This is a genomic window from Stenotrophomonas sp. STEN031 (assembly GCF_056759975.1).
Genome location: NZ_JBRREA010000031.1, coordinates 1 through 19980, shown reverse-complemented (window position 1 = coordinate 19980; position 19980 = coordinate 1). Strand labels below are relative to the sequence as shown.

The window sequence follows — 19980 nt, the reverse complement described above, 5'->3', positions numbered from 1 at the left end:
AATCGCGCCTGTTGGCGTTGTTTCCAGCCCGCCCGGCGGGCCGTGACCTTTGGTGAACCCCATGATCAACATCACTCTCCCAGACGGCAGCGTCCGTCAGTTCGAAAACCCGGTCAGCGTCATGGACGTTGCCCAGTCCATTGGTGCGGGCCTGGCCAAGGCCACCATCGCCGGCGCCGTGGACGGCGTGCAGGTCGATGCCAGCGACGTGATCGATCACGACGCTTCGCTGCGCATCATCACCGCAAAGGACGAGGAGGGCGTGGAGATCATCCGCCACTCCTGCGCCCACCTGGTCGGTCATGCCGTGAAGCAGCTGTACCCGGACGCCAAGATGGTGATCGGCCCGGTCATCGCTGAAGGCTTCTACTACGACATCTACAACGAGCGCCCGTTCACGCCGGAAGACATGGCGGCGATCGAGAAGCGCATGGGCGAGCTGATCGCGCAGGACTATGACGTGATCAAGAAGGTCACGCCGCGCGCGGAAGTGGTCGAAATCTTCAAGGCGCGCGGCGAAGACTACAAGCTGCGCCTGATCGAGGACATGTCCGACGACATCACCGCGATGGGCATGTACTACCACCAAGAATACGTGGACATGTGCCGCGGTCCGCACGTGCCGAACACGCGCTTCCTGAAGTCCTTCAAGCTGATGCGCATCTCCGGTGCGTACTGGCGTGGCGATGCCAAGAACGAGCAGCTGCAGCGCATCTACGGCACCGCCTGGGCCGACAAGAAGCAGCTCGAGGCCTATATCAAGCGCATCGAAGAAGCTGAAATGCGCGACCACCGCCGCATCGGCAAGCAGCAGGACCTGTTCCACCTGCAGGAAGAAGCGCCGGGCCTGGTGTTCTGGCATCCGAAGGGCTGGTCGATCTGGCAGGTCGTCGAGCAGTACATGCGCAATGTCTACCGCCAGAGTGGTTACGGCGAAGTGCGTTGCCCGCAGATCCTTGACGTCAGCCTGTGGAAGAAGTCCGGTCACTGGGACAACTACCAGGACAACATGTTCTTCACCGAGTCGGAGAAGCGCACCTATGCGCTGAAGCCGATGAACTGCCCGGGCCACGTGCAGCTGTTCAACCAGGGGCTGCACAGCTATCGCGACCTGCCGATCCGCTACGGCGAGTTCGGTGCCTGCCATCGCAACGAGCCGTCCGGCGCGCTGCACGGCATCCTGCGCGTGCGTGGTTTCACCCAGGACGATGGCCACATCTTCTGCACCGAGAGCCAGGTCGAAGCCGAAGTGACGGCCTTCCACCAGCAGGCGCTGGCGGTGTACAAGGCGTTCGGCTTCGAGGAAATCCAGATCAAGATCGCGCTGCGTCCGGAATCGCGCCTCGGTGACGACGAAACCTGGGACAAGGCCGAGGGTGCGCTGCGTACCGCGCTCTCCAGCTGCGGCGTCGAGTGGCAGGAACTGCCGGGCGAGGGCGCGTTCTACGGCCCGAAGATCGAGTACCACCTGAAGGATGCCATCGGCCGTACCTGGCAGCTGGGTACCATGCAGGTCGACTTCATGATGCCGGGTCGCCTCGGTGCTGAATACGTGGACGAGAACAGCCAGAAGCGTCATCCGGTGATGCTGCACCGTGCGATCGTGGGCTCGATGGAGCGTTTCCTGGGTATTCTGATCGAGCAGCACGCCGGCGCGTTCCCGACCTGGCTGGCGCCGGTGCAGGTGGTGGTGGCCAATATCACCGACGCCCAGGCCGATTACGTCGACGAAGTTCGCAAAAGCCTTGCAAATCAAGGCTTCCGGGTTGACGCCGATTTGCGCAACGAGAAGATCGGCTATAAGATTCGCGAGCATACGCTGCAGCGCGTACCGTACCTGCTGGTCGTGGGCGACCGCGAGAGGGAGAACGGGGCCGTGGCGGTACGCACGCGGTCCGGTGAAGACCTTGGTTCGATGTCGGTTCAGGCCTTCGTCGAGCGGCTGCAGGCAGAATTGAAGCATTGAAGTAAGTAGGGCCCCGGCCCCGGCGGACACTCCGCAGGGCCGGTACTAATCCACTTGGAGATTGCAATATCAGTATCCCTGACAACAAACAGAACCGCCGTAATCAGGAAATCCGGGTGCCGCGCGTACGCGTGATCGGCAGTGACGGTGAAATGATTGGCGTGTTGTCGCGCGACGAAGCGCTGTCCATGGCCGAAGATGAAGGCCTGGACCTGGTTGAAATCCAGCCTCAGGCCGATCCGCCTGTCTGCAAGATCATGGACTTCGGCAAGTTCAAGTTCGAGATGCAGAAGAAGGCCAATGAGGCCAAGAAGAAGACCAAGCAGGTCGAGATCAAGGAAGTGAAGTTCCGTCCGGTCACGGACGAGGGCGACTACCAGATCAAGCTGCGCAACATGCGTCGTTTCCTCGAGGACGGCGACAAGATCAAGGTCAACATCCGCTTCCGTGGCCGCGAAATGAGCCATCAGGAACTGGGTCGCGAGATGGCCAACCGGATCGAGGCTGATCTGGGTGAGGAAATCGTGATCGAGTCCCGTCCGCGCCTGGAAGGCCGGCAGATGGTCATGATGATCGCGCCGAAGAAGAAGTAAGCCGTCGGCCTCCGGGCCTGCTGCTTTGCTGAACAGGGAGGGGCTTCGGCTACCTCCCTATTTGCATGCCTGTTCAGCCAATTTGAGTGCCAGCCCGCTTGCGGTTTGCAAGTGGCTGGTGCACAAGGCATAATGGGCGGCCCGGTTCGCCGGGTTTGTTGTTTGCTTCACCCCAGGACCTGCCTGCCTCCAGTGGGAGCGCGGGCTTTTGACAGACAAGGGCAAGGATGGAAAGTGTGGGGCAGCCCACCGCCCAGTCAGTAAAGAGACCATCAAGGACATAGCAATGCCCAAGATCAAGACCAACCGGGCGGCGGCCAAGCGTTTCCGCAAGACCGCCTCCGGCAAGTACAAGTGCGGTCACGCCAACCGTAGCCACATCCTCACGAAGAAAGCGACCAAGCGGAAGCGTAACCTGCGTCAGACGAATCACGTCCGCGCAGAAGACGCAGGCCGTCTGGACCGTATGCTTCCCTACCTCTGAGGACTGAACCATGGCACGAGTAAAGCGTGGTGTGCAGGCGCGCCGCCGCCACAAGAAAGTATTGGATCTCGCCAAGGGCTATTACAACGCCCGTCGCAAGGTCTTCCGCGTTGCCAAGCAGGCAGTCATCAAGGCACAGCAGTACGCCTACATTGGCCGTAAGCAGAAGAAGCGCAATTTCCGTTCGCTGTGGATCACCCGCATCAATGCGGCTGCCCGCATCAACGGCCTGAGCTACAGCCGTTTCATGAACGGCCTGCTGAAGGCTGGTATCACCCTGGACCGTAAGGTTCTGGCTGATATCGCCGTGCACGACGCAGCCGGTTTTGCCGCTCTGGCAGAAAAGGCCAAGGGCGCACTGGCGGCATAAGTTCTTCCTGCAGCAGTTGTAGCGTTCACGCGCAGCGGCTGTGGTGAGACAATGCATGGGGAAGGGCGCAAGTCCTTCCCCATTCTTTTTTGTGCTGGTTGCCGCTGCCGCTGCCGATGGCTGCGCGGCGGTCAGCCACTGGTGGCGACGGGGGTCGGCCCGGCGCGTACCGCGTAGGCAAGCCGGCCAGAGGTTTCGTCGATCCCATGAGTGACATCCAATCCTTGACCGCGCAGGCGCTGGCCGATGTAGCCGCGGCGCAGAGCCCGGAAACGCTGGAAAACCTGCGTGTTTCGCTGTTGGGCAAGAGTGGCAGCATCACTGCCCAGCTCAAGCAGCTTGGCGCCTTGCCGGCCGAGGAGCGCAAGGCGGCAGGCGAGGCGATCAACATCGCGCGCGATGCCGTGTCCTCTGCCTTGGGTGAGCGCAAGACGCTGCTGGAAAACGCCGCGCTGGATGCACGCCTGGCCTCTGAAAGCATCGATGTCACCTTGCCGGGCCGTCATGGCGAACGCGGCGGTCTGCATCCGGTCACGCGCACCCTGGAGCGCATCACCGAAATCTTCGCCCGCCTCGGTTATGAACTGTCCGAAGGCCCGGAAATCGAAGACGACTGGCATAACTTCGAGGCGCTGAACTTCCCGCCGCACCACCCGGCGCGCGCCATGCATGACACCTTCTACTTCGGCGACGGCCGCCTGCTGCGCACGCATACCTCTGGTGTGCAGGTGCGCTACATGGGCGACCACAAGCCGCCGCTGCGCATGATCGCGGCCGGCAAGGTGTACCGCAGCGACAGCGACCAGACCCACTCGCCGATGTTCCATCAGGTCGAAGGCCTGCTGGTGGACGAGCACTCCAACTTCGCCGACCTCAAGGGCACCTTGTCCGAGTTCGTGCGCGCCTTCTTCGAGCGCGATTTCGAGATGCGTTTCCGCCCGAGCTACTTCCCGTTCGTGGAGCCGGGTGCGGAAGTGGACATCGCCTGGCAGCAGCCCGATGGCAGCACCCGCTGGCTGGAAGTGCTGGGTTGCGGCATGGTCCACCCGAACGTGTTGAAGTCGGTCGGCATCGACCCGGAGCGCTACACCGGCTTCGCCTTCGGCCTGGGCGTGGAGCGGTTCGCAATGCTGCGTTACGGCGTCAACGACCTGCGCGCCTTCTTCGAGAACGACGTCCGCTTCCTTAAGCAGTTCGCGTAAACGAACAGCTGTAGTGCCGAGCCATGCTCGGCAGCTCTTGATCCGCTCAATAACGTTGACCAGCCCCAGGCGCAAAGCGCTGGGCATCAACAAAAAACCGCAACGGGAGGCGCGCCTCCCCTCAAGGTAGACACATGAAATTCTCTGAAAGCTGGCTGCGCAGCCACGTACCGACCACCGCATCGCGCGACGAACTCAGCGCCGTGCTGACCGCCATCGGCCTGGAAGTCGAAGAAGTCACCGCGCTGGGCGCAGGCCTGGGCAACGTGGTGGTCGCGCGCATCGTCGAAGCTACCCGCCATCCGGAAGCCGATCGTCTGCAGATCTGCAAGGTCGATGCAGGCCAGGCCGAACTGCTGCAGATCGTCTGCGGCGCGCCGAATGCGCGCCTGGGTCTGGTCGCGCCGCTGGCCATGGTTGGCGCGCAGATCGGCGAATTGAAGATCAAACCGGCCAAGCTGCGTGGCGTGGAATCCAACGGCATGCTGTGTTCGGCCAAGGAGCTGGGCCTGGACAACGATGCCTCCGGCCTGCTGGAACTTCCGGACGACGCACCGGTCGGCACCACGCTGGTTGATTACCTCGGCCTGCCGGATGCCAGCATCGAGATCAAACTCACCCCGAACCGCGCTGACTGCTTCAGCGTACGCGGCATCGCCTTCGACGTGGCAGCCGCTACCCGCAGCGAAGTGAAGCCGTTCGCTGCCGACGCCGTACCGGCTCAGGGCGCTCGTGAACTGAGCATCCAGCTTGATGCCGGTGCCGAAGCACCGCGCTACCTCGGCCGTGTGATCGAAGGCGTCAATGCCGCTGCGACCACGCCGCTGTGGATGGCCGAGCGCCTGCGCCGTAGTGGCGTGCGCCCGGTGTCGCTGCTTGTCGATATCACCCAGTACGTGATGCTGGAACTCGGCCAGCCGATGCATGCCTACGACCTGGATACGCTGAAGGGGCAAATTGCCGTGCGCCGCTCGCGTGCTGGTGAAAGCCTCAAGCTGCTCGACGGCCGCGACGCCACGTTGGACGACAGCTTCCTGGTGGTCACCGATGCCGACCGTCCGGTCGGCCTGGCTGGCCTGATGGGCGGCTTCGATACCCGCGTCACCGATGCGACCAGCAAGGTGTTCCTGGAGGCTGCGCACTTCGCCCCGGCGGCGATCATGGGCCGTGGCCGCAAGCTGGGCCTGCACACCGATGCCGGCCATCGCTTCGAGCGTGGTGTGGATCCGCAGCTGCCGCGTACCGCAATTGAATACGCCACCAAGCTGGTAATGGACCTCGCGGGTGGTACGCCTGCGCCAGTCACCGAAGCCGTGCGTGAAGCCGATCTGCCGGTCGCCGCCAGGATCCTGCTGCGTCGCGCCCGTATCGTGCGCGTGCTCGGCATCCAGATTGAAGACGCCGAAGTCGAGCGCATCCTGCGCGCGCTCGGCATGCAGGTCGAGGCTGTTGCAGATGGTTGGAACGTCACCGGCCCGAGCCGTCGTTTCGACATCGCCATCGAAGAAGACCTGATCGAGGAGCTGGCTCGCATCCACGGCTATGAGTCGATCCCGACCACCTTGCCGGGCGGCGCTGCACGCATCGCGATGCCCAGCGAAACCCGTCTGGATGACCTGAGTGTGCGCCGCCAGCTGGTGGCCCGCGAAATGCTGGAAACCATCAATTTCGCCTTCGTCGATGCCGAGCTGTTGAAGCAGTGGCAGTTGGATGAAGGTCTGGTTGCGCTGGCCAACCCGCTGTCGGCCGAGCTGGCAGTGATGCGCCCGCTGCTGCTGCCAGGTCTGGTGGCAACGCTGGGCCGCAACGTCGCCCGTCAGGCTGGCCGCGTGCGCCTGTTCGAGATTGGCCGCGTGTTCGCGGCGCAGGCCGGCGAGGGCAAGCCCGCGCCCAAGGAAACCGTGCGCATTGCGGCTGCCGTGTGCGGCGATGCTGCCACCCTGCAGTGGGGCGAGAAAGCGCGCAAGGTTGATTTCCACGACCTCAAGGGTGATCTGGAATCCCTGGCTGCGGCCTCCGGCGCAAGCCTGGAGTTCCGTGCCTCGCAGCGCCCGTATGCGCACCCGGCCCGCTCGGCGGACATCTGGCGTGATGGCGAGTGCATCGGCTGGATTGGCCAGCTGCACCCACGGCTGACCAAGGCGATGGACGTGGATGCCGATGTCTATGCTTTCGAGCTGGACCTGGCCCCGCTGGCTGCGCGTTCGCTGCCGCGTTCGAGCGAGTTGTCGCGCTTCCCGGCCGTGCGTCGTGATCTGGCGGTGGTCGTAGCTGAATCGGTCAGCTGGGCTGACCTGTCGGCCACCATCCGTGCTGCCAGTGGCGAACTGCTGCGCGAAGTGGCGCTGTTTGACCGTTATGTCGGCCAGGGCGTCGAGCCGGGCTTCAAGAGTTTGGCTATGGGCTTGATTTTGCAGGACAAGTCGCGCACATTGACGGACCGCGACGTGGAAGCCGTAGTCACCGAGGTGGTGGCGGCGATTGATCGCGGGCACGGCGCAAAGATCCGTGGCTGAGGCGGCAAACAGGGAGCAGGCATGGCATTGACCAAGGCGGAGATGGCGGATCGGTTGTTCGACGAAGTTGGTCTGAACAAGCGTGAGGCCAAGGAATTTGTCGACGCGTTTTTCGATGTGTTGCGCGATGCGTTGGAACAGGGACGTCAAGTGAAGCTGTCGGGCTTCGGCAATTTCGATCTGCGGCGCAAGAACCAGCGCCCGGGTCGCAACCCCAAGACCGGCGAGGAAATTCCGATTTCCGCCCGTACGGTAGTCACCTTCCGTCCGGGCCAGAAGCTCAAGGAGCGGGTGGAGGCATATGCTGGATCCGGGCAGTAACCGCGAACTTCCGCCGATTCCGGCCAAGCGCTACTTCACCATTGGTGAAGTGAGCGAGCTGTGCGATGTAAAGCCGCACGTGCTGCGCTACTGGGAAACCGAGTTTCCCAGCCTTGAGCCGGCCAAGCGCCGTGGCAACCGCCGCTACTATCAGCGCCACGACGTGCTGATGGTCCGGCAGATCCGCGGCCTGCTGTACGAACAGGGCTACACCATCGGTGGCGCCCGCCTGCGACTGGAAGGCGAGGGTGCCCGCGAAGAGTCGGCGCTGAGCAACCAGATCATCAAGCAGGTGCGCATGGAGCTGGAAGAAGTACTGCAACTGCTCCGTCGCTGAACTTTTTTGTGTGAAAACCGGTATAATCACCGGCTCGCCGCAAGGCGAAAGCAGTAACGATCGGGGCGTAGCGCAGCCTGGTAGCGCATCTGCCTGGGGGGCAGAGGGTCGTCGGTTCAAATCCGGCCGTCCCGACCAATTACTGATTTAAGAACAAGGGCTTACGGCATTCGTCGTGAGCCCTTTTTCGTTGTGGTCACTAAGTGTCCACTATTCGTCCACTATCGAGGCAACGAAATGCCGGTGGAAACTGCTTGCCACGGCGCTTCATGGCCACCGAGATAGTGCTCGGTCAGCCAGCGCGCCATGGACGCGCTGTGGAACCTGTGGGAGCAGATGGAAGCGATGTTCCCGGGCAAGTGGAAGCGCGACAACGGCCTGGTGCCTGCGAGCGCGGACGGTCCGCTGACTGTGGCCGGCGAAACTTGGGCGCTGGCGCTGAAAGGTCTGCTGCCGCGCCAGCTGGGTGAGGGCATGGCGGCTTGCATGCGCATGGGGCTGGAGTGGCCGCCGAATCCTTCGAAGTTCCGCGGGCTGTGTCTCGGCCTGCCATCGCTGCCGCAGGTGGAGCAGGAGCTGCGACCGGGCCAAGTCCGCAGTCCCTTGGCTGTCCTAGTGCGTTCCTTGATGGATCTGCACGCGTTCAACGTCGCGGACGGGTACCAGCAGTCCCGAATGGTGGTTGCCGCCTTCAGCCAGGCGATGCAGCACGTTTCCGCCGGCGGAGCGCTCCCGGCAGCGGTTCATGCGCTGGTCCACGAAAGGCCGGTCTCACCCAGCGTGTGCAACCGGGAATCTGCCGCTGCGGCGATGGCGCGGGCTGCCCAGGAGCTGGGGTTCGACTGATGGCGATGCAGCACTCGGCCGGAACCCCGGCTGCAGCCGAAGCTGAGCGGATCGAATAGGCGAAGGCTGGTCCGTGCATGGCCTGCCTGGTGCTCCAGATGGCCTGCCTTCTCTCCTAGCGGCAGGTGGTCTACGGCTGCGACTACAACCACGCCAAGAGCTGAAACCGCCGCCGCGGGCACTTCTTCGGCCTTGCGCTCTGCATCTGGCACCACCGCCGGCACCCGGTGGAGGGCAAGACCTTGGCAGAGACGCGCGAGATCTACGGACCGAGCCTGATGGATGGCTCCCGGGTGTTCAACGAGACCCACGGCAGCGACGACTACTTGATCGAACAACAGACACTCGTGAATGAACTGAGGAAGGCAGCATGAGTGGCGTGCAAACGGATCTTTTCGGCGCCTACGTGCGAGCTGAGTTGGAGCACTGGGGTAGGGAGTTCGCCTTGCACCGCGATTGTGACTACCTCGGCCATCACTCCAAGAGCATGCTGGCGGTCCTCATAGAGCACCGGGGCGATATGCCGAGCAGGGGACAGGGCTACAAACCGCTGGAGACGGACGAGCGAGCCCAGCGCATCGAGAACATTGTCAGCAGTATTACGAACGACAACATCGCGATGGCCCGCGCGCTTCGTGACTACCATTGCGGATTGGGAAGGAGGAAGGTTGAGCGGTTCGAGACGGCCATTATGTTGATGGCGAACTGTGGAGTTCAGCCGGTATCCAGTCGGCAGTGCCTAAGCCTCGTAGAACTGGGCTTTCAGCGAGTGCGCGGGTGGCTGGAGGGTGGGTTGAGCTCTCTAAATTGCGAGTTGGTTGACGATCCCGCTCACCAATCGTTTGGCCCAAAGTACTGTCGTTAGAAGCACCCCAAGCTGGAGTGAATATCGCAGCCAATTTGCCGAAGGAACTACGGCATAGACCAGCTTCGACAGTCTGTTTCCGAGGTGCAGGCCCAAGGTTGCGTTCATTACAAGGGCCGCGATTCGTGCCGCTTCTGAATGAAATCTTTCACCTATAAATGTGAAAAGTGCCAAGAGCGTAAGCAACTCAAAAGTCGTCTTCACGAGGTCCACCGTCCAGCTGGCGGGATAGTCAAGCGGCTCCTCATTCTTAAGGCGCTGCGTGAATCGTTGTAAGCGATTGATCTCTGGTGTCATGTCGACTCTTCATGCACTGATGGATGGAGTGGCTATTGCGGGAGGCTTACACTTGGAGATCCACTTGATCGGAGAATGCAGTGATATCAAGCGATCGACTTGTTCAGTTGGTAGATATTGCATTAGCTAAGTCTTGTCCAGGGCGAATACCAAGAACGGGTGAAAAAGCGGCTCGCGTGGACTGTTATAGCGTCAATCTGATCATAGGCGGTGAGTCTTTCCTACTTCAACGACGGGAAGGTATGGCGCTCATTTCTTCGCCGTGGGATGACTCTATTGAGAGGTTCGAGGGAGAAGTTGTCCATTCGTTGTATGAGGTCATACAAGCCCAAGTGAAGATTTTTCACTACTTCGGTCACTACGAACTCGTCTGGAATGACTGGGATTCCTTTAGTTACGAGCAGATTCACCGACTCGGCTATGCTCGGATTCGTCTAAGTAAATTGCGATTTGCTTTGCGTAAGCAATATGCCGCTCGTAGACAGCTGGTGAGAAAGGACCGAATGGAGCTTCTAGGGCAGTTGCGCGTACTCCAAGAGCAAAGCGGCCGTCCCGTCGGAAGAATTGAACTCCTGCTTTTTACCTACGGCAGGGACTACTTCTATCACCCTAATCATGAGGTCACGAAGAATCGGACGATAATGATTATTGATGGTTTGGTGGATACCGGTGATCTGCGATTCTTGAATGGAACTTATGCGGTTACTGGCAAAGGAGTCTCTAGCCTTGAACGCTTTGAGGAAGATGAAAGGCGACACGGGGCGGGCTTGCGCGTTCAGCGAGGTTTGGTAGCGCTTACTTTGGCGATGATGATCGCCGCTGTTGTACAGGCCGGACTATTGAAGCTTCCACCTCTGTTCAAAGTTGACAAGTGGCCATGGCAGACCCTCAGTCCCCAGACACCTTTAAAGTAACGCCCTAAATACGGGAACACTTGACTGATGTGCGCCTCTCGTATGATATTTGTGCAAGCTTGACATAGAAGCCTTTGGCGAAAGCCGGGGCTTCTTTGTTTCAGGCGTTACTCCCGATCACCACCGCGCCGAATGCCCCTCCGCTCGCCGTGAGGCGATTGAGGCCGATGCCGCGCGCAAGCTCGCCAGAAACGCCATGACTGGCCTGCGCACCAGGCAGTGGTGGTGATTCGACCTTCTACGCCCGTCAATCCTCACCGGACCAATCATCGACCGCAGCCGGACTGTTGTGACGGGCACCTATACCGAACCCCGAGAGCGCCATCATGCCGAACCGGACGAGCCGCAGGGCAACGAGGCCGACCCGGCGCAATACCACCCAGAGATCGCGGTGGTATTGGGTATCCCCGGCAACCTGAGCTTGGGATATTTGTGGATAGCAGCGACGATGCGTTAGAAGCCGCTGGAGGGCTGATCGTCCAAGCCGAGTTCTCCGCCGCGGCCAGTCAGGCGACGAAGGTGGCGGAGCCGTGTGGCGGTAGTCTTATCTTGCGGTTGTATCGATATGAGCTGGGCCGTGCTTTAGACTCGCTGCGCGGCAAGATGGCTACTTAGAACAGGTGGGTGGGATGATTTGCGAAAAGGCGCTGACTGCGTTGAACGGACTGGTGGCCGGAGCTGTGTCAGCATGGCAAGCGGCGGACAAGCCGGCGGTTATTGTTGCTCTCTTGGCTTGCTTTTTAGCGTGGATCGCATGGAGGACCCAGAGAGAGCACAACCGCTTATCTGTTCTGCCTTTACCGTTGATATCCTTCAGTGATCTAACGCAAGAAATTACCATAAAGCTTAACAATCACGGCGCTGGTCCACTGATTGTGCGGGAACTACGCGTATTCAAGGATGGCAAGCTACACGGCGATTGCTTGATGAATGCCACTACCTTGAAGCAAACGGATTGGTACGTGGGAAACATCGATGGTCGCCCCATTCCGTCGAATGGCACTATTGTGCTCTTGAGATACAAGGCGGACCCGTATTTGAACGGTCGAGATATTGAAGGTCTGAGCCTCGAGCTATCGACGTTAAAAATTGAGGTCACCTATACGGACGTCTACGGTTCTAAGTTTCCTGTTTGCTCGCGATCCTTGGATTGGTTCGACCGATAGGATTTGACAGTGAGGTTGTTGAGCGGTTGAGTTCTGCGGCCGTCAATAGTTGTATCCGAAGCCCCGGCTTGAAGGCCGGGGCTTCTTCGTTTCCGCCCGTCCACCCTCACGAAACCAATCATCGTGCCAGTCAAGCCGCGGCGACGGGCACCTTTGCCATACAGGGATTCACCCATGAGCACGAAACCAGAGCCGCGCGGCGTCCGGAACAGAAACCCAGGCAACATTGATCGCACCAACGCGGTGTGGCAGAGCGAGGAACGCGGTGTTGAGGCTTTGCGCCGTGAGCCGCGCTTCTGCGTGTTCGATACGCCGCCGGCTGGCTTCCGCGCGCTGGCCAAGACGCTGCTGACCTACCAGAAGAGGCATGGCCTGCGGACGGTTTGCGACATGATCAATCGCTGGGCTCCTCCGGTGGAGAACAACACCGATGCGTACATCGCCCAAGTGGCCCGGGAGGTTGGTGTGGGCAGCCGTGAGATCGTCAGCTTCAGCAAGCAGGTGCCACTGCAGCGCATGGTGACGGCCATTGCCAGACACGGGAACAGTGGCCTGTTCTGGGACGAGTCGGTGATCGAGGCTGGTGTGCGCCAGGCTCTCACTTGATGGACGGTGATCCGACGACCGCGCCCAGGTGGGCTGCAGGCGGTGCGTTCGCCCTATGGGCGGTGCGGGAGATATGGGGCGTCATCAACAGCCGCAAGAAAGAGCGGACGGAGACGGATGCCAACGTCACCCTGGTGAGCGGACTGACAGAGCGCATTGATCGTCTTGAGCAGTCGCAGGCCCGGATGGGCACGCAGCTGGACGAGGAGATCAAGTTGCGGCGCGAGGCGCAGGAGGAAGCGCACCGGTTGCGCATGCGAGTGCAGACGCTGGAAGGTCTACTTCGCGGACTGGGGGCGGTGATGCCGACCGGCGGGGAAGCCTGCGTTCTACGACGAGAAGTACCCGGGGACCTACAGCGCCCGACGCGACAACCTGGAGGGCTTCTGGAAGGGTGAGTCCTGTGGTCACACTGGCCCGACCCGAAAGGGCAGGAGCCGGACTTGCTCAGCTTTGCGGCGATCACTGATGAACCCGAGCCGGAGGTGGCCGCCGCCGGCCACGACCGGACCATCATCAGCATCAAGCCCGAGCACATCGAGGCATGGCTCAATCCGGACCCGGCGAACCTGCAGGCGCTGTATGGGATCTTCGACGACAAGCGGCATCCGTTCTACGAGCATCGCATCGCTGCCTAGGTTCATCTTGTAGTATTCGGGTCGCCGCCGAACTGAGGGACGTTCTTCTCAAACATCGCCGAGCCTGCGTAGCGGCGGAGTGGTCGCCGAAATCGTATAGTGCCGTTCCTGGATAAAGTGCAGACTATCGGGGGAACAGGGTGACGGACGTTGATGATTTCTTGGCGAAGCAGGGTATCAGTAGCGCGGATTGGGCGCGCGCTGAACTTGAGTGGAGTTTGCTCGAAAAGATTGGTGCAGATCACGTCGCGCGAGCAACGGATCTTTCGGAGTGCGCGCAACTCTTTGCAAATCGGATTCAATCGATGGAGGGGGTCCATTCCGTTCGCTGGCGCGTGAAGGATGCTGCGCACCTGATGGAGAAGATTATTCGGAAGCGTGTTGCTGACCAAGATAAGACAGGTAAATACTGGGAGATATCCCTCGACAACTATCAGGTTACTGTTACCGATCTGATCGGAATAAGGGCGCTGCATCTCTTAAAGGCAGATGCACTGAAGGTGCATGAGCTTATTCGTGAAAACTGGGACACGGGCGAGGTACCCCTTGCATACATACGTGACGGCGACGACCGGTCTAAGCTCGATGCAATTGGAATTGACGTCAAGGAGCATAGAGCGGGATATCGCTCGATTCACTATGTTTTCAAGTCGCGACCGTTTGATAGAGAGTTGGCGTTTGAAGTGCAGACCCGGACGCTTTTTGAGGAAGGTTGGAGCGAAATCGATCATCGAGTTCGATATCCAAACTTCAGCGATGATCCGTTGATTGAGTACATATTGCAAACTTTCAATCGAATTGCCGGAAGCGCAGATGAGATAGGTGGATTTGTTATCGGACTGTCCGAGAGTTTGATTAGTAATCGTGCTAAGTTTGCTTCCGTGCAGCGGGAAAAGGATGAGGCTTTTGCCTCGCTGGAGCAAACGCTTGTCAAGCTGGAAGAATTAGAAAATCGCGGAGCTGAGTCGGAGGAGACCATTAAGACTCTTCGGTCTCAGATCAAGAAGCTGAAAATGGACTCTGAAAGTAGTCCGGCTTGGCTCACCTCCGTCCGCTCAGTCGATGATATGCGCAAGATGGGGATGCTGTGGGATGGCTTGCAGGAGACGCAAGACATTGATTCGATACCGCTCCCATATCGCGACATCATTAAAAATTTGAAGCGGAATAAGTAGTTATGATCTGATGCTGAGGACGACGGTGTGATGTCAATGGGCTCACCAAAGGCAGATTCGTGCTGATCCGTTGCTATTCGTGCTGATTGGGTTCCGACAAGCGGCAGACCAATGTCGTCAGTCCAGGATCGCGCGTTGGTGCCGGTGGTAGGTATCCTAGGTAAGGATTGCTTTTGCCTGGAAGAACGTTGATCTCACATGTCCATTAGTCACTCGGTGGCGAGGATTTCGAATCGAGTGGCTACGCTTGTTTTTCAAGGATGATGCTCATATGGAAATTGAGAAGAACCGATCTGTTTATCTGACTGTGTTGGCTCTCGGGTTGCTATGGGACCTCTGGCAGATCTATGCATCCTGTGGGAATTGGCTTCTAGTTGTTGTTGGGATTATTGTCCTGATTATCACGACCTTTGGATTTGGGCTGGCTGCGGTGATTGAGGATGGGGAGTTGCAACTCTGGTGGTGGCTCCTTTACGTCTTGCCCGTGGCATTAATGGCAATTGGGTCTGTTCAAGGGCACTTCGAATTTCAAAATATGCTTTACACACGAGCGGGCGGGAGTTCTGTCGAGTCACCTTTCCCAGGAGCCCGCGCAGACTATTCAAATGCCGTAGCTGGCCATTACTTTTCGATGGTGGTGCCGCTTGCGGCTTGGGTCCTCGCTTATTTAACACGACTGATTCAGGGTTTTTGGCCATGGTCGAATGGCCGGAACTCCTAGCGCTCCCTCGCTGGACGTACGCGTTGGCGTAGTCCAAGGGCAGAGTCCCAGTGTCTGAGACGGCTCAACCTCACGATGGGTAATACTTCCTACACGCCATCGCTGGCTCGACAGCCCTGACACCTGCTACCTATGTTTCAACTACGGGACTGAGGTGTTCTTGAAGCTGGAGAGGGGGGCGGAACCCTCAACTGGGAAGGCCGGTCCTTCTGGTTCAAGGCCGGCTCCTACCGCCAGGGCAAGATGTGGGTGGAGCGATGGATCGAGGCACGGGGCAACGATCTGCCCAGCCGGCGGGTGAAGCGTCGAAAAAGGACGGGAGACAAGGCAGCCCTGCAGGCGTTGACCCGCGGTACTCGGCAGGCCTGTGAGGCGAGGGTGCAGAGCTAGGGGCGGCACTGCCTTCAGCGGGCCGTTGGTAGAGTCTTATCGGGCACCCCTGAGCAAGTCGAGGATGGGCTCAGCGGCGCGGTAGAAGGTGCGCTTATCGCAAAAGGATGCGGTCGCGATCACCTGTGATCTAGTCTTTGACTTGGCTTTTTGCCTTTGCCTTCCGTCGCTTTTTTGTTGACGCAGGATCTTGCTCTGCAGCCAGAGCCATCGCTTGCAGTTCTTGAATGCGATCTTTGCTGAAACCGAAGGTCTCTTCGAGAATCACCGCCAGCTTACCGTCCTCAAATTGAAGCTCGACATCGCCAGGCTCGATCATCAAGCTAGGCAAAGTCGCGGCTCCCCAAGGAGACCGGGATGTTACAAAGCTGATAAGTTCGCGGGCGCCCGAAAAGAGTATTCGTCCAACATTTGCGCCTATGACGCCGGGGTTGAACGAAGTCTTGTAGGCAGCTCTGCACCCTTCCACGTCGATCGAAAAAGTGCAGAAAGCATCCAGCCTAAGTACGTAGGGAAAACGCTCGTCTTCCTGTCGAATGTTGATGAATGCAAAGTGCTTACCATCAGCTTCATAGGAAACGCCCACATGCACTACTACTGGCAAAGGTGTCTCTAAGAGAGCTTCGTCAATGCGAGGTATTGCACGAACCGATACTTCCGGGTACTCCGGAAGATCAAGCTGCAGCGGACTGGTTTTCATCGTTGGCGGCTTTGCTGAACTGTTCGACGAGTGAGGAGGGAACAGCGTGCTCATAGGTGGTTGCGTTGAACTCGGCCCAGGCGGAGTGCGCTCGCGCGGGTCGCTTTCTCTCATCGAATGCGGAGGCGAACTTTAGGATCGAGCAAGACGCGCGACGCGCCTTCTCTTTGAGTGAGAAGTACCTGCTTTCATCCTCATCTTTGTTTTCGCGAAGATGGAATTGCTTGTCGGCAACAGCCAGTTCGATATCGACGCGCGCTCCGATAGCTTCCGCATACTCGAACAGAGACGAAAGCAGGAAGTCGTTCCGACTCTCAAACTTGGAGATTGCTGCTTGAGTTTTGCCCAGAATGGCGGCGACCTGAGCTTGGGTGACGTGAGCAGACTCGCGAAGGGCCGCTAACGGTAGACCCAAGAGGGCCTCGTCCTTCGCTGCAAGGATTGATGGGTTGTCGGCTAAGCCTCGGCTGGCGAGGTAATCAGTAAAGCTAGTTGTCATGGTTTCTTCCCCTTCTTTGGCCGTTGCCCGCGCTTGGTCGCCTTAGCACTTTTTGCCGTGGCCTTCTTCGCACTCAAGGCCGCAATTCGTGCGTCGAACAGCTCATCCGCTATGGGGATGTAATCATCATAAAAGCGCTCATATCCATATGTAGTCTTATCGGCAGCTGCCAAGAGGAACGCCTTCCTGCTCGTATCGAATGCGTACAGGATTCTGAAGCAACTGCCGCCATAGTCGATCCTTAGCTCCTTCATATTCTTATGTTTAGAGCCAACAATCAGCTTTGCATAGGGGGTGGGCAAGTTAGGCCCTGCATGCTCCAGTCTGCTAATCGCGCCGATTACGCGGGTGCGTTCATCCACGGTCAGTGTGTCCAGAAACGCCGCCACTTGGTCTGACAGGTCAATCTGCCATGTCACTGATCATAACCTCAAGGTTATGGATGTACAAGTTTGCTCATCCGTGATTGTCAAGCTGCCCCCTTATTCCATGTTCAGCTAAGTGGTCGCGATGTTATCTGTCTCCTATCCATCGGGCAAATCCGTACGGCCCTTTAGGTGGTCGCCTGGTATCCGAACCGGGGGAGTGTGGTCCCGGTCCGTAGCATCTCGATCTACTCAAGACTTAGGTAGGTCTCCCACTCATCCATCAGTACCCGGCGCCGATCCAGCAATGCACCACGCCGACACGCGGCTTCTGCTTTGTTTCGGATGGCGTGTGCTAAGGCCACCTCGACAACCTCATTGGGTGTTTCCGTTTCCTCCGCGGCCCAGTGACGGAAGCTGGATCGGAAGCCGTGGACAGTGAAGGGTAGTCCCAGTCCCTTGGGTGACGGCTTCTGTCCCAGGTACAGCATGGAGTTCTCTGACAGCTTGAACGGAGGTTTTTTTCGGCTGAGAGGTTGCAGGATGGCCAAAGCCGCGGCGGTCAGAGGTACCGAGTGTTCCCGCCCGCCCTTCATGCGGCTGGCCGGAATGCTCCATACCTTGGCGACCAGGTCAAACTCGGACCAATCGACACCAACCACCTCGTCAGTGTGAGCCGCCGTCAAGATGGTAAAGCGCAGGGCGCGGCGTGATCGGGCGTCTCGCCTGGCCAAAGTGGCCATGAGGGTCGGGACCTAGGCATATGGCACTCAATGGGATGGCCGAATCGGCCTCTGATTCCGCAGATTTGGGAAATGCCCCTCGTCGACTTCCACAATTGTTAAGCCTTGCAACGCCAGCTTAACGATCTGAGCGATCTGGCAAATCGCCGGGACTACGGTGATCTGTTTGGGTGCCGAGCTATGCTCTGCGGCGTCGCCAGTGCACCCTGTCGCCGCGTAACCCGTTGATATGCATAGGCCCGGCAAGGCCAATGTTGCCAGAGTTAGACCCCCTCCATTTCCAAGCCATTTCAATGGCTTACTTGGCTCAGTGCCGATGCCTGGGGGCAGAGGGTCGTCGGTTCAAATCCGGCCGTCCCGACCACTACTGCATCACGAACAAGGGCTTGCGCTTCATTGCGCAGGCCCTTTTTCGTTGTGGTTGCCAGCTGTCCGCTACTTCGGTGACGAGGTACGAGGCACTGGCTGGATGCAGTGGAACAGTGATTGGCCGCGACCAGTTTCGGGGCATCCCCTGCGGGCTGTCCTCAGGACGACTCCCCTAATGCATGAATCCTGGGCGCGCAGGGCGCTATGCTCAGGCCAGATATGGGACCGCCAGTGCCAGGTCGGGCTCGTGTCCTGCCCGTGTCGGGCTGATGTCGTTACCCGCGACCGGGAACGTCGGGATGATGTTGGTGAGCCAAACAACTGATTCAAGGAATCTTTCATGCACATCAACAGCGCCCGACTTCGCGAGCTCCGCACCGGCCGGCAATGGTCGCAGGAGCAGTTGGCCAATCTGAGCGGTTTGAACCTGAGGACCATCCAGCGCCTGGAGTCGGGCGCGAAGATCTCGACGGAATCCTTGCGGGCACTGGCTGCTGTCTTCGAGGTGGCTGCCGAAAGCCTGCTGACGGGTAATCCGTCCCCCAGTCAGCCAGCGCTGGAGGCAATGCGCGACGGTGTGCTGCGCGGCCTGGAGTTCACCGGCACAACCCCGCGACCGGACTTCTGGTGGTTCGCGTTGGCTGTTGCGATGGTGCTTGCCTTCGCCCAGCTTTTCGCCGAGGCCATTGGCCAATGGGCGCTGGAGATCACCTCGCTGCTGGTGCTGCTGCCCTGGATAGCGGCCTGCACCAGGCGCCTGCGCGACGCTGGTTTCAATCCGTGGTGGCAGCTGATCAGCCTGGCGCCGGTTGGTGGCATCCTGGTGCTGCTCTATCTGCTCACCTATCCCACCAAGGCGAAGGAGCCGGCCGAGGTGGCTACGCGATGAGTAAAGGAGTCCTTCGCCAGTTCTCTCTTTCGGCGTACACGCTTGTTGAAAGATCAGTCCCAACTCCAGTTCCAGTTCCAGTTGGGCAGGGTTCGAGAATCGAGGCACCCCGCATCCAGATCAGCCACCCGATCGAGCGAGAGCCACTCTGGCCGGATGAGTTCAGGGCTGATTAGCCATTCAAGGCGGCATCACTTGGTTGAAGGCATTGCTGTCTCAGATCCCAGCCTTTGAGACGCCACGGCGCCATGCTGGGCCATGCTTCCAGACAACTTCAAATGGGCGAAGGTCGCAGACTTCGAGAGCCAGCTGACTGCGATCTACGTCAACGAGATTGCCGTATCCCGATTGGTCGAGCGGCTGGACGGATCGTGGTTCGTGAATCTGGCGTACCACCTGCCCCCGGCTGGCGGAGCGGTGCTGCATCCGCCGCGCAACTGCCGGAGCTACGAGACCGGCAGGGCGGGATGCGAGGAATGGGCACGGCGGAATGAGCGCAGATTGCGAGCTGAGACGGCGGAGATTGCGTTCAAGAAGTGGGGACATCGGTAGCGTCAGCCGCCGCCGAACTTGTCATTGCAGGTCCGTCTCGTTGTGACTCGTTTAGGCTCCGGCACGGTGCTGCGTGTGAAATGGTCGCGCCTGCACGCCGATATCAGCCTTGGTAGGCAAACCTCGGCTGGGACACGCCTTCGACAGTCACCTGTTCCATGAACATCGCATAGGGCCGGGCCCATACGCCTAGGTCGCCGTACAAGGGCTTGTAGAGGACCAGGGCTTCCAATGTTTCGCTGCTCCGGGCGAGGCCGATGACTTCGTATTCGCCGCCTTTGAAGTGGCGATAGCGTCCAAGCGCGAGACTGGGAAGAGGCGGAAGGTCGGACATTGATGGTTTCTCTGTCGGGTGGGGCGGCGGATCGTAGCAGCTGGAAGAAAGGGTTGCCCTGCGGACTGCAAACGGGGGGGGGGGCAGGTTCGATCCATGACGGTGCGCGCATATCGGCTAAA

At 59.4% G+C, this 19980-nt stretch carries 23 protein-coding genes, 1 tRNA gene and 2 pseudogenes; 21 read left to right on the top strand and 5 right to left on the bottom strand.

Features of this window, described 5'->3' with window-relative positions; all coding sequences use genetic code 11:
* Positions 1–61 precede the first annotated feature (61 nt).
* From thrS to ACVOLQ_RS14220, 20 genes and pseudogenes are all read left to right on the top strand, one after another.
* Entirely contained in the window at positions 62–1966 is a 1905-nt protein-coding gene (gene thrS / locus ACVOLQ_RS14315) for a threonine--tRNA ligase (protein WP_481528441.1), read from the top strand.
* 68 nt (positions 1967–2034) lie between these two features.
* Positions 2035–2559 carry a translation initiation factor IF-3 gene (gene infC / locus ACVOLQ_RS14310; protein ID WP_282265677.1) on the top strand — a complete coding sequence of 175 codons (525 nt, stop codon included), beginning with the start codon at positions 2035–2037 and terminating at the stop codon, positions 2557–2559.
* A 286-nt stretch (positions 2560–2845) separates the two neighbouring features.
* On the top strand, positions 2846–3043 hold the full coding sequence (rpmI, locus tag ACVOLQ_RS14305) for a 50S ribosomal protein L35 (RefSeq protein ID WP_002811096.1): 198 nt from the start codon (positions 2846–2848) through the stop codon (positions 3041–3043).
* Between the two features lie 10 nt (positions 3044–3053).
* Positions 3054–3413 carry a 50S ribosomal protein L20 gene (gene rplT, locus ACVOLQ_RS14300; RefSeq protein WP_054657697.1) on the top strand — a complete coding sequence of 120 codons (360 nt, stop codon included), beginning with the start codon at positions 3054–3056 and terminating at the stop codon, positions 3411–3413.
* A gap of 206 nt (positions 3414–3619) precedes the next feature.
* Positions 3620–4615 carry a phenylalanine--tRNA ligase subunit alpha gene (gene pheS / locus ACVOLQ_RS14295; protein WP_481528440.1) on the top strand — a complete coding sequence of 332 codons (996 nt, stop codon included), beginning with the start codon at positions 3620–3622 and terminating at the stop codon, positions 4613–4615.
* Positions 4616–4749: 134 nt separating this feature from the next.
* Complete coding sequence (pheT, locus tag ACVOLQ_RS14290; RefSeq protein ID WP_481528439.1) at positions 4750–7131, top strand: phenylalanine--tRNA ligase subunit beta; 2382 nt, start codon at positions 4750–4752, stop codon at positions 7129–7131.
* Positions 7132–7152: 21 nt separating this feature from the next.
* Positions 7153–7452, top strand: coding sequence for an integration host factor subunit alpha (locus ACVOLQ_RS14285; protein WP_054657702.1), 300 nt, complete (start codon positions 7153–7155; stop codon positions 7450–7452).
* On the top strand, positions 7433–7789 hold the full coding sequence (locus ACVOLQ_RS14280) for a MerR family transcriptional regulator (RefSeq protein WP_057629341.1): 357 nt from the start codon (positions 7433–7435) through the stop codon (positions 7787–7789). The genes ACVOLQ_RS14285 and ACVOLQ_RS14280 overlap by 20 nt, the downstream gene beginning before the upstream one ends.
* Positions 7790–7850: 61 nt before the next feature.
* Positions 7851–7927, top strand: a tRNA-Pro gene (locus ACVOLQ_RS14275).
* Positions 7928–8095: 168 nt separating this feature from the next.
* The gene (locus ACVOLQ_RS14270) at positions 8096–8635 is read left to right on the top strand and encodes a hypothetical protein (protein ID WP_481528438.1); all 540 of its coding nucleotides are present in this window, start codon (positions 8096–8098) and stop codon (positions 8633–8635) included.
* A gap of 179 nt (positions 8636–8814) precedes the next feature.
* Positions 8815–9009, top strand: a pseudogene (locus tag ACVOLQ_RS14265) (Ref family recombination enhancement nuclease); the annotation flags it as partial.
* Positions 9006–9500, top strand: a complete 495-nt coding sequence (locus tag ACVOLQ_RS14260) for a hypothetical protein (protein ID WP_481528437.1) — start codon at positions 9006–9008, stop codon at positions 9498–9500. The pseudogene ACVOLQ_RS14265 and the gene ACVOLQ_RS14260, both read left to right, overlap by 4 nt.
* 377 nt (positions 9501–9877) lie before the next feature.
* Positions 9878–10711 carry a hypothetical protein gene (locus ACVOLQ_RS14255; RefSeq protein ID WP_481528436.1) on the top strand — a complete coding sequence of 278 codons (834 nt, stop codon included), beginning with the start codon at positions 9878–9880 and terminating at the stop codon, positions 10709–10711.
* A 289-nt stretch (positions 10712–11000) separates the two neighbouring features.
* A complete protein-coding gene (locus ACVOLQ_RS14250; RefSeq protein WP_481528435.1) occupies positions 11001–11168 on the top strand; it encodes a hypothetical protein in 168 nt (55 codons plus the stop codon).
* Between the two features lie 172 nt (positions 11169–11340).
* A complete protein-coding gene (locus ACVOLQ_RS14245) occupies positions 11341–11877 on the top strand; it encodes a hypothetical protein (protein ID WP_481528434.1) in 537 nt (178 codons plus the stop codon).
* Between the two features lie 174 nt (positions 11878–12051).
* Positions 12052–12483 (top strand): structural protein P5, encoded by a 432-nt coding sequence (locus tag ACVOLQ_RS14240; RefSeq protein WP_481528433.1) that lies wholly within the window; start codon positions 12052–12054, stop codon positions 12481–12483.
* On the top strand, positions 12483–12881 hold the full coding sequence (locus ACVOLQ_RS14235; protein WP_481528432.1) for a hypothetical protein: 399 nt from the start codon (positions 12483–12485) through the stop codon (positions 12879–12881). Before ACVOLQ_RS14240 ends, ACVOLQ_RS14235 begins: the two co-directional genes overlap by 1 nt.
* Positions 12787–13121 (top strand): annotated as a pseudogene (locus ACVOLQ_RS14230) (SOS response-associated peptidase family protein); the annotation flags it as partial. The gene ACVOLQ_RS14235 and the pseudogene ACVOLQ_RS14230, both read left to right, overlap by 95 nt.
* Positions 13122–13261: 140 nt before the next feature.
* Positions 13262–14296: a RelA/SpoT domain-containing protein gene (locus ACVOLQ_RS14225; RefSeq protein WP_481528431.1), complete on the top strand. Its 1035-nt coding sequence runs from the start codon at positions 13262–13264 to the stop codon at positions 14294–14296.
* 271 nt (positions 14297–14567) lie between these two features.
* Positions 14568–15017, top strand: a complete 450-nt coding sequence (locus tag ACVOLQ_RS14220) for a hypothetical protein (protein ID WP_481528430.1) — start codon at positions 14568–14570, stop codon at positions 15015–15017.
* 520 nt (positions 15018–15537) lie between these two features.
* Here the strand turns inward: ACVOLQ_RS14220 and ACVOLQ_RS14215 are convergent.
* The 4 genes from ACVOLQ_RS14215 to ACVOLQ_RS14200 form a co-directional block, all read right to left on the bottom strand.
* Positions 15538–16107, bottom strand: a complete 570-nt coding sequence (locus ACVOLQ_RS14215) for a hypothetical protein (RefSeq protein WP_481528429.1) — start codon at positions 16105–16107, stop codon at positions 15538–15540.
* Positions 16082–16606, bottom strand: a complete 525-nt coding sequence (locus ACVOLQ_RS14210; protein WP_481528428.1) for a helix-turn-helix domain-containing protein — start codon at positions 16604–16606, stop codon at positions 16082–16084. Before ACVOLQ_RS14210 ends, ACVOLQ_RS14215 begins: the two co-directional genes overlap by 26 nt.
* Complete coding sequence (locus tag ACVOLQ_RS14205) at positions 16603–17025, bottom strand: type II toxin-antitoxin system RelE/ParE family toxin (RefSeq protein WP_481528427.1); 423 nt, start codon at positions 17023–17025, stop codon at positions 16603–16605. The genes ACVOLQ_RS14210 and ACVOLQ_RS14205 overlap by 4 nt, the downstream gene beginning before the upstream one ends.
* A gap of 194 nt (positions 17026–17219) precedes the next feature.
* Positions 17220–17714: a tyrosine-type recombinase/integrase gene (locus ACVOLQ_RS14200; RefSeq protein ID WP_481528426.1), complete on the bottom strand. Its 495-nt coding sequence runs from the start codon at positions 17712–17714 to the stop codon at positions 17220–17222.
* Between the two features lie 709 nt (positions 17715–18423).
* Between ACVOLQ_RS14200 and ACVOLQ_RS14195 the strand changes: the two genes are divergently transcribed.
* Positions 18424–18972, top strand: a complete 549-nt coding sequence (locus ACVOLQ_RS14195) for a DUF805 domain-containing protein (RefSeq protein ID WP_481528425.1) — start codon at positions 18424–18426, stop codon at positions 18970–18972.
* A 655-nt stretch (positions 18973–19627) separates the two neighbouring features.
* On the opposite strand, the gene ACVOLQ_RS14190 is transcribed toward ACVOLQ_RS14195, so the two are convergent.
* On the bottom strand, positions 19628–19858 hold the full coding sequence (locus tag ACVOLQ_RS14190; protein WP_303746830.1) for a DUF1653 domain-containing protein: 231 nt from the start codon (positions 19856–19858) through the stop codon (positions 19628–19630).
* Between the last annotated feature and the right edge of the window lie 122 nt (positions 19859–19980).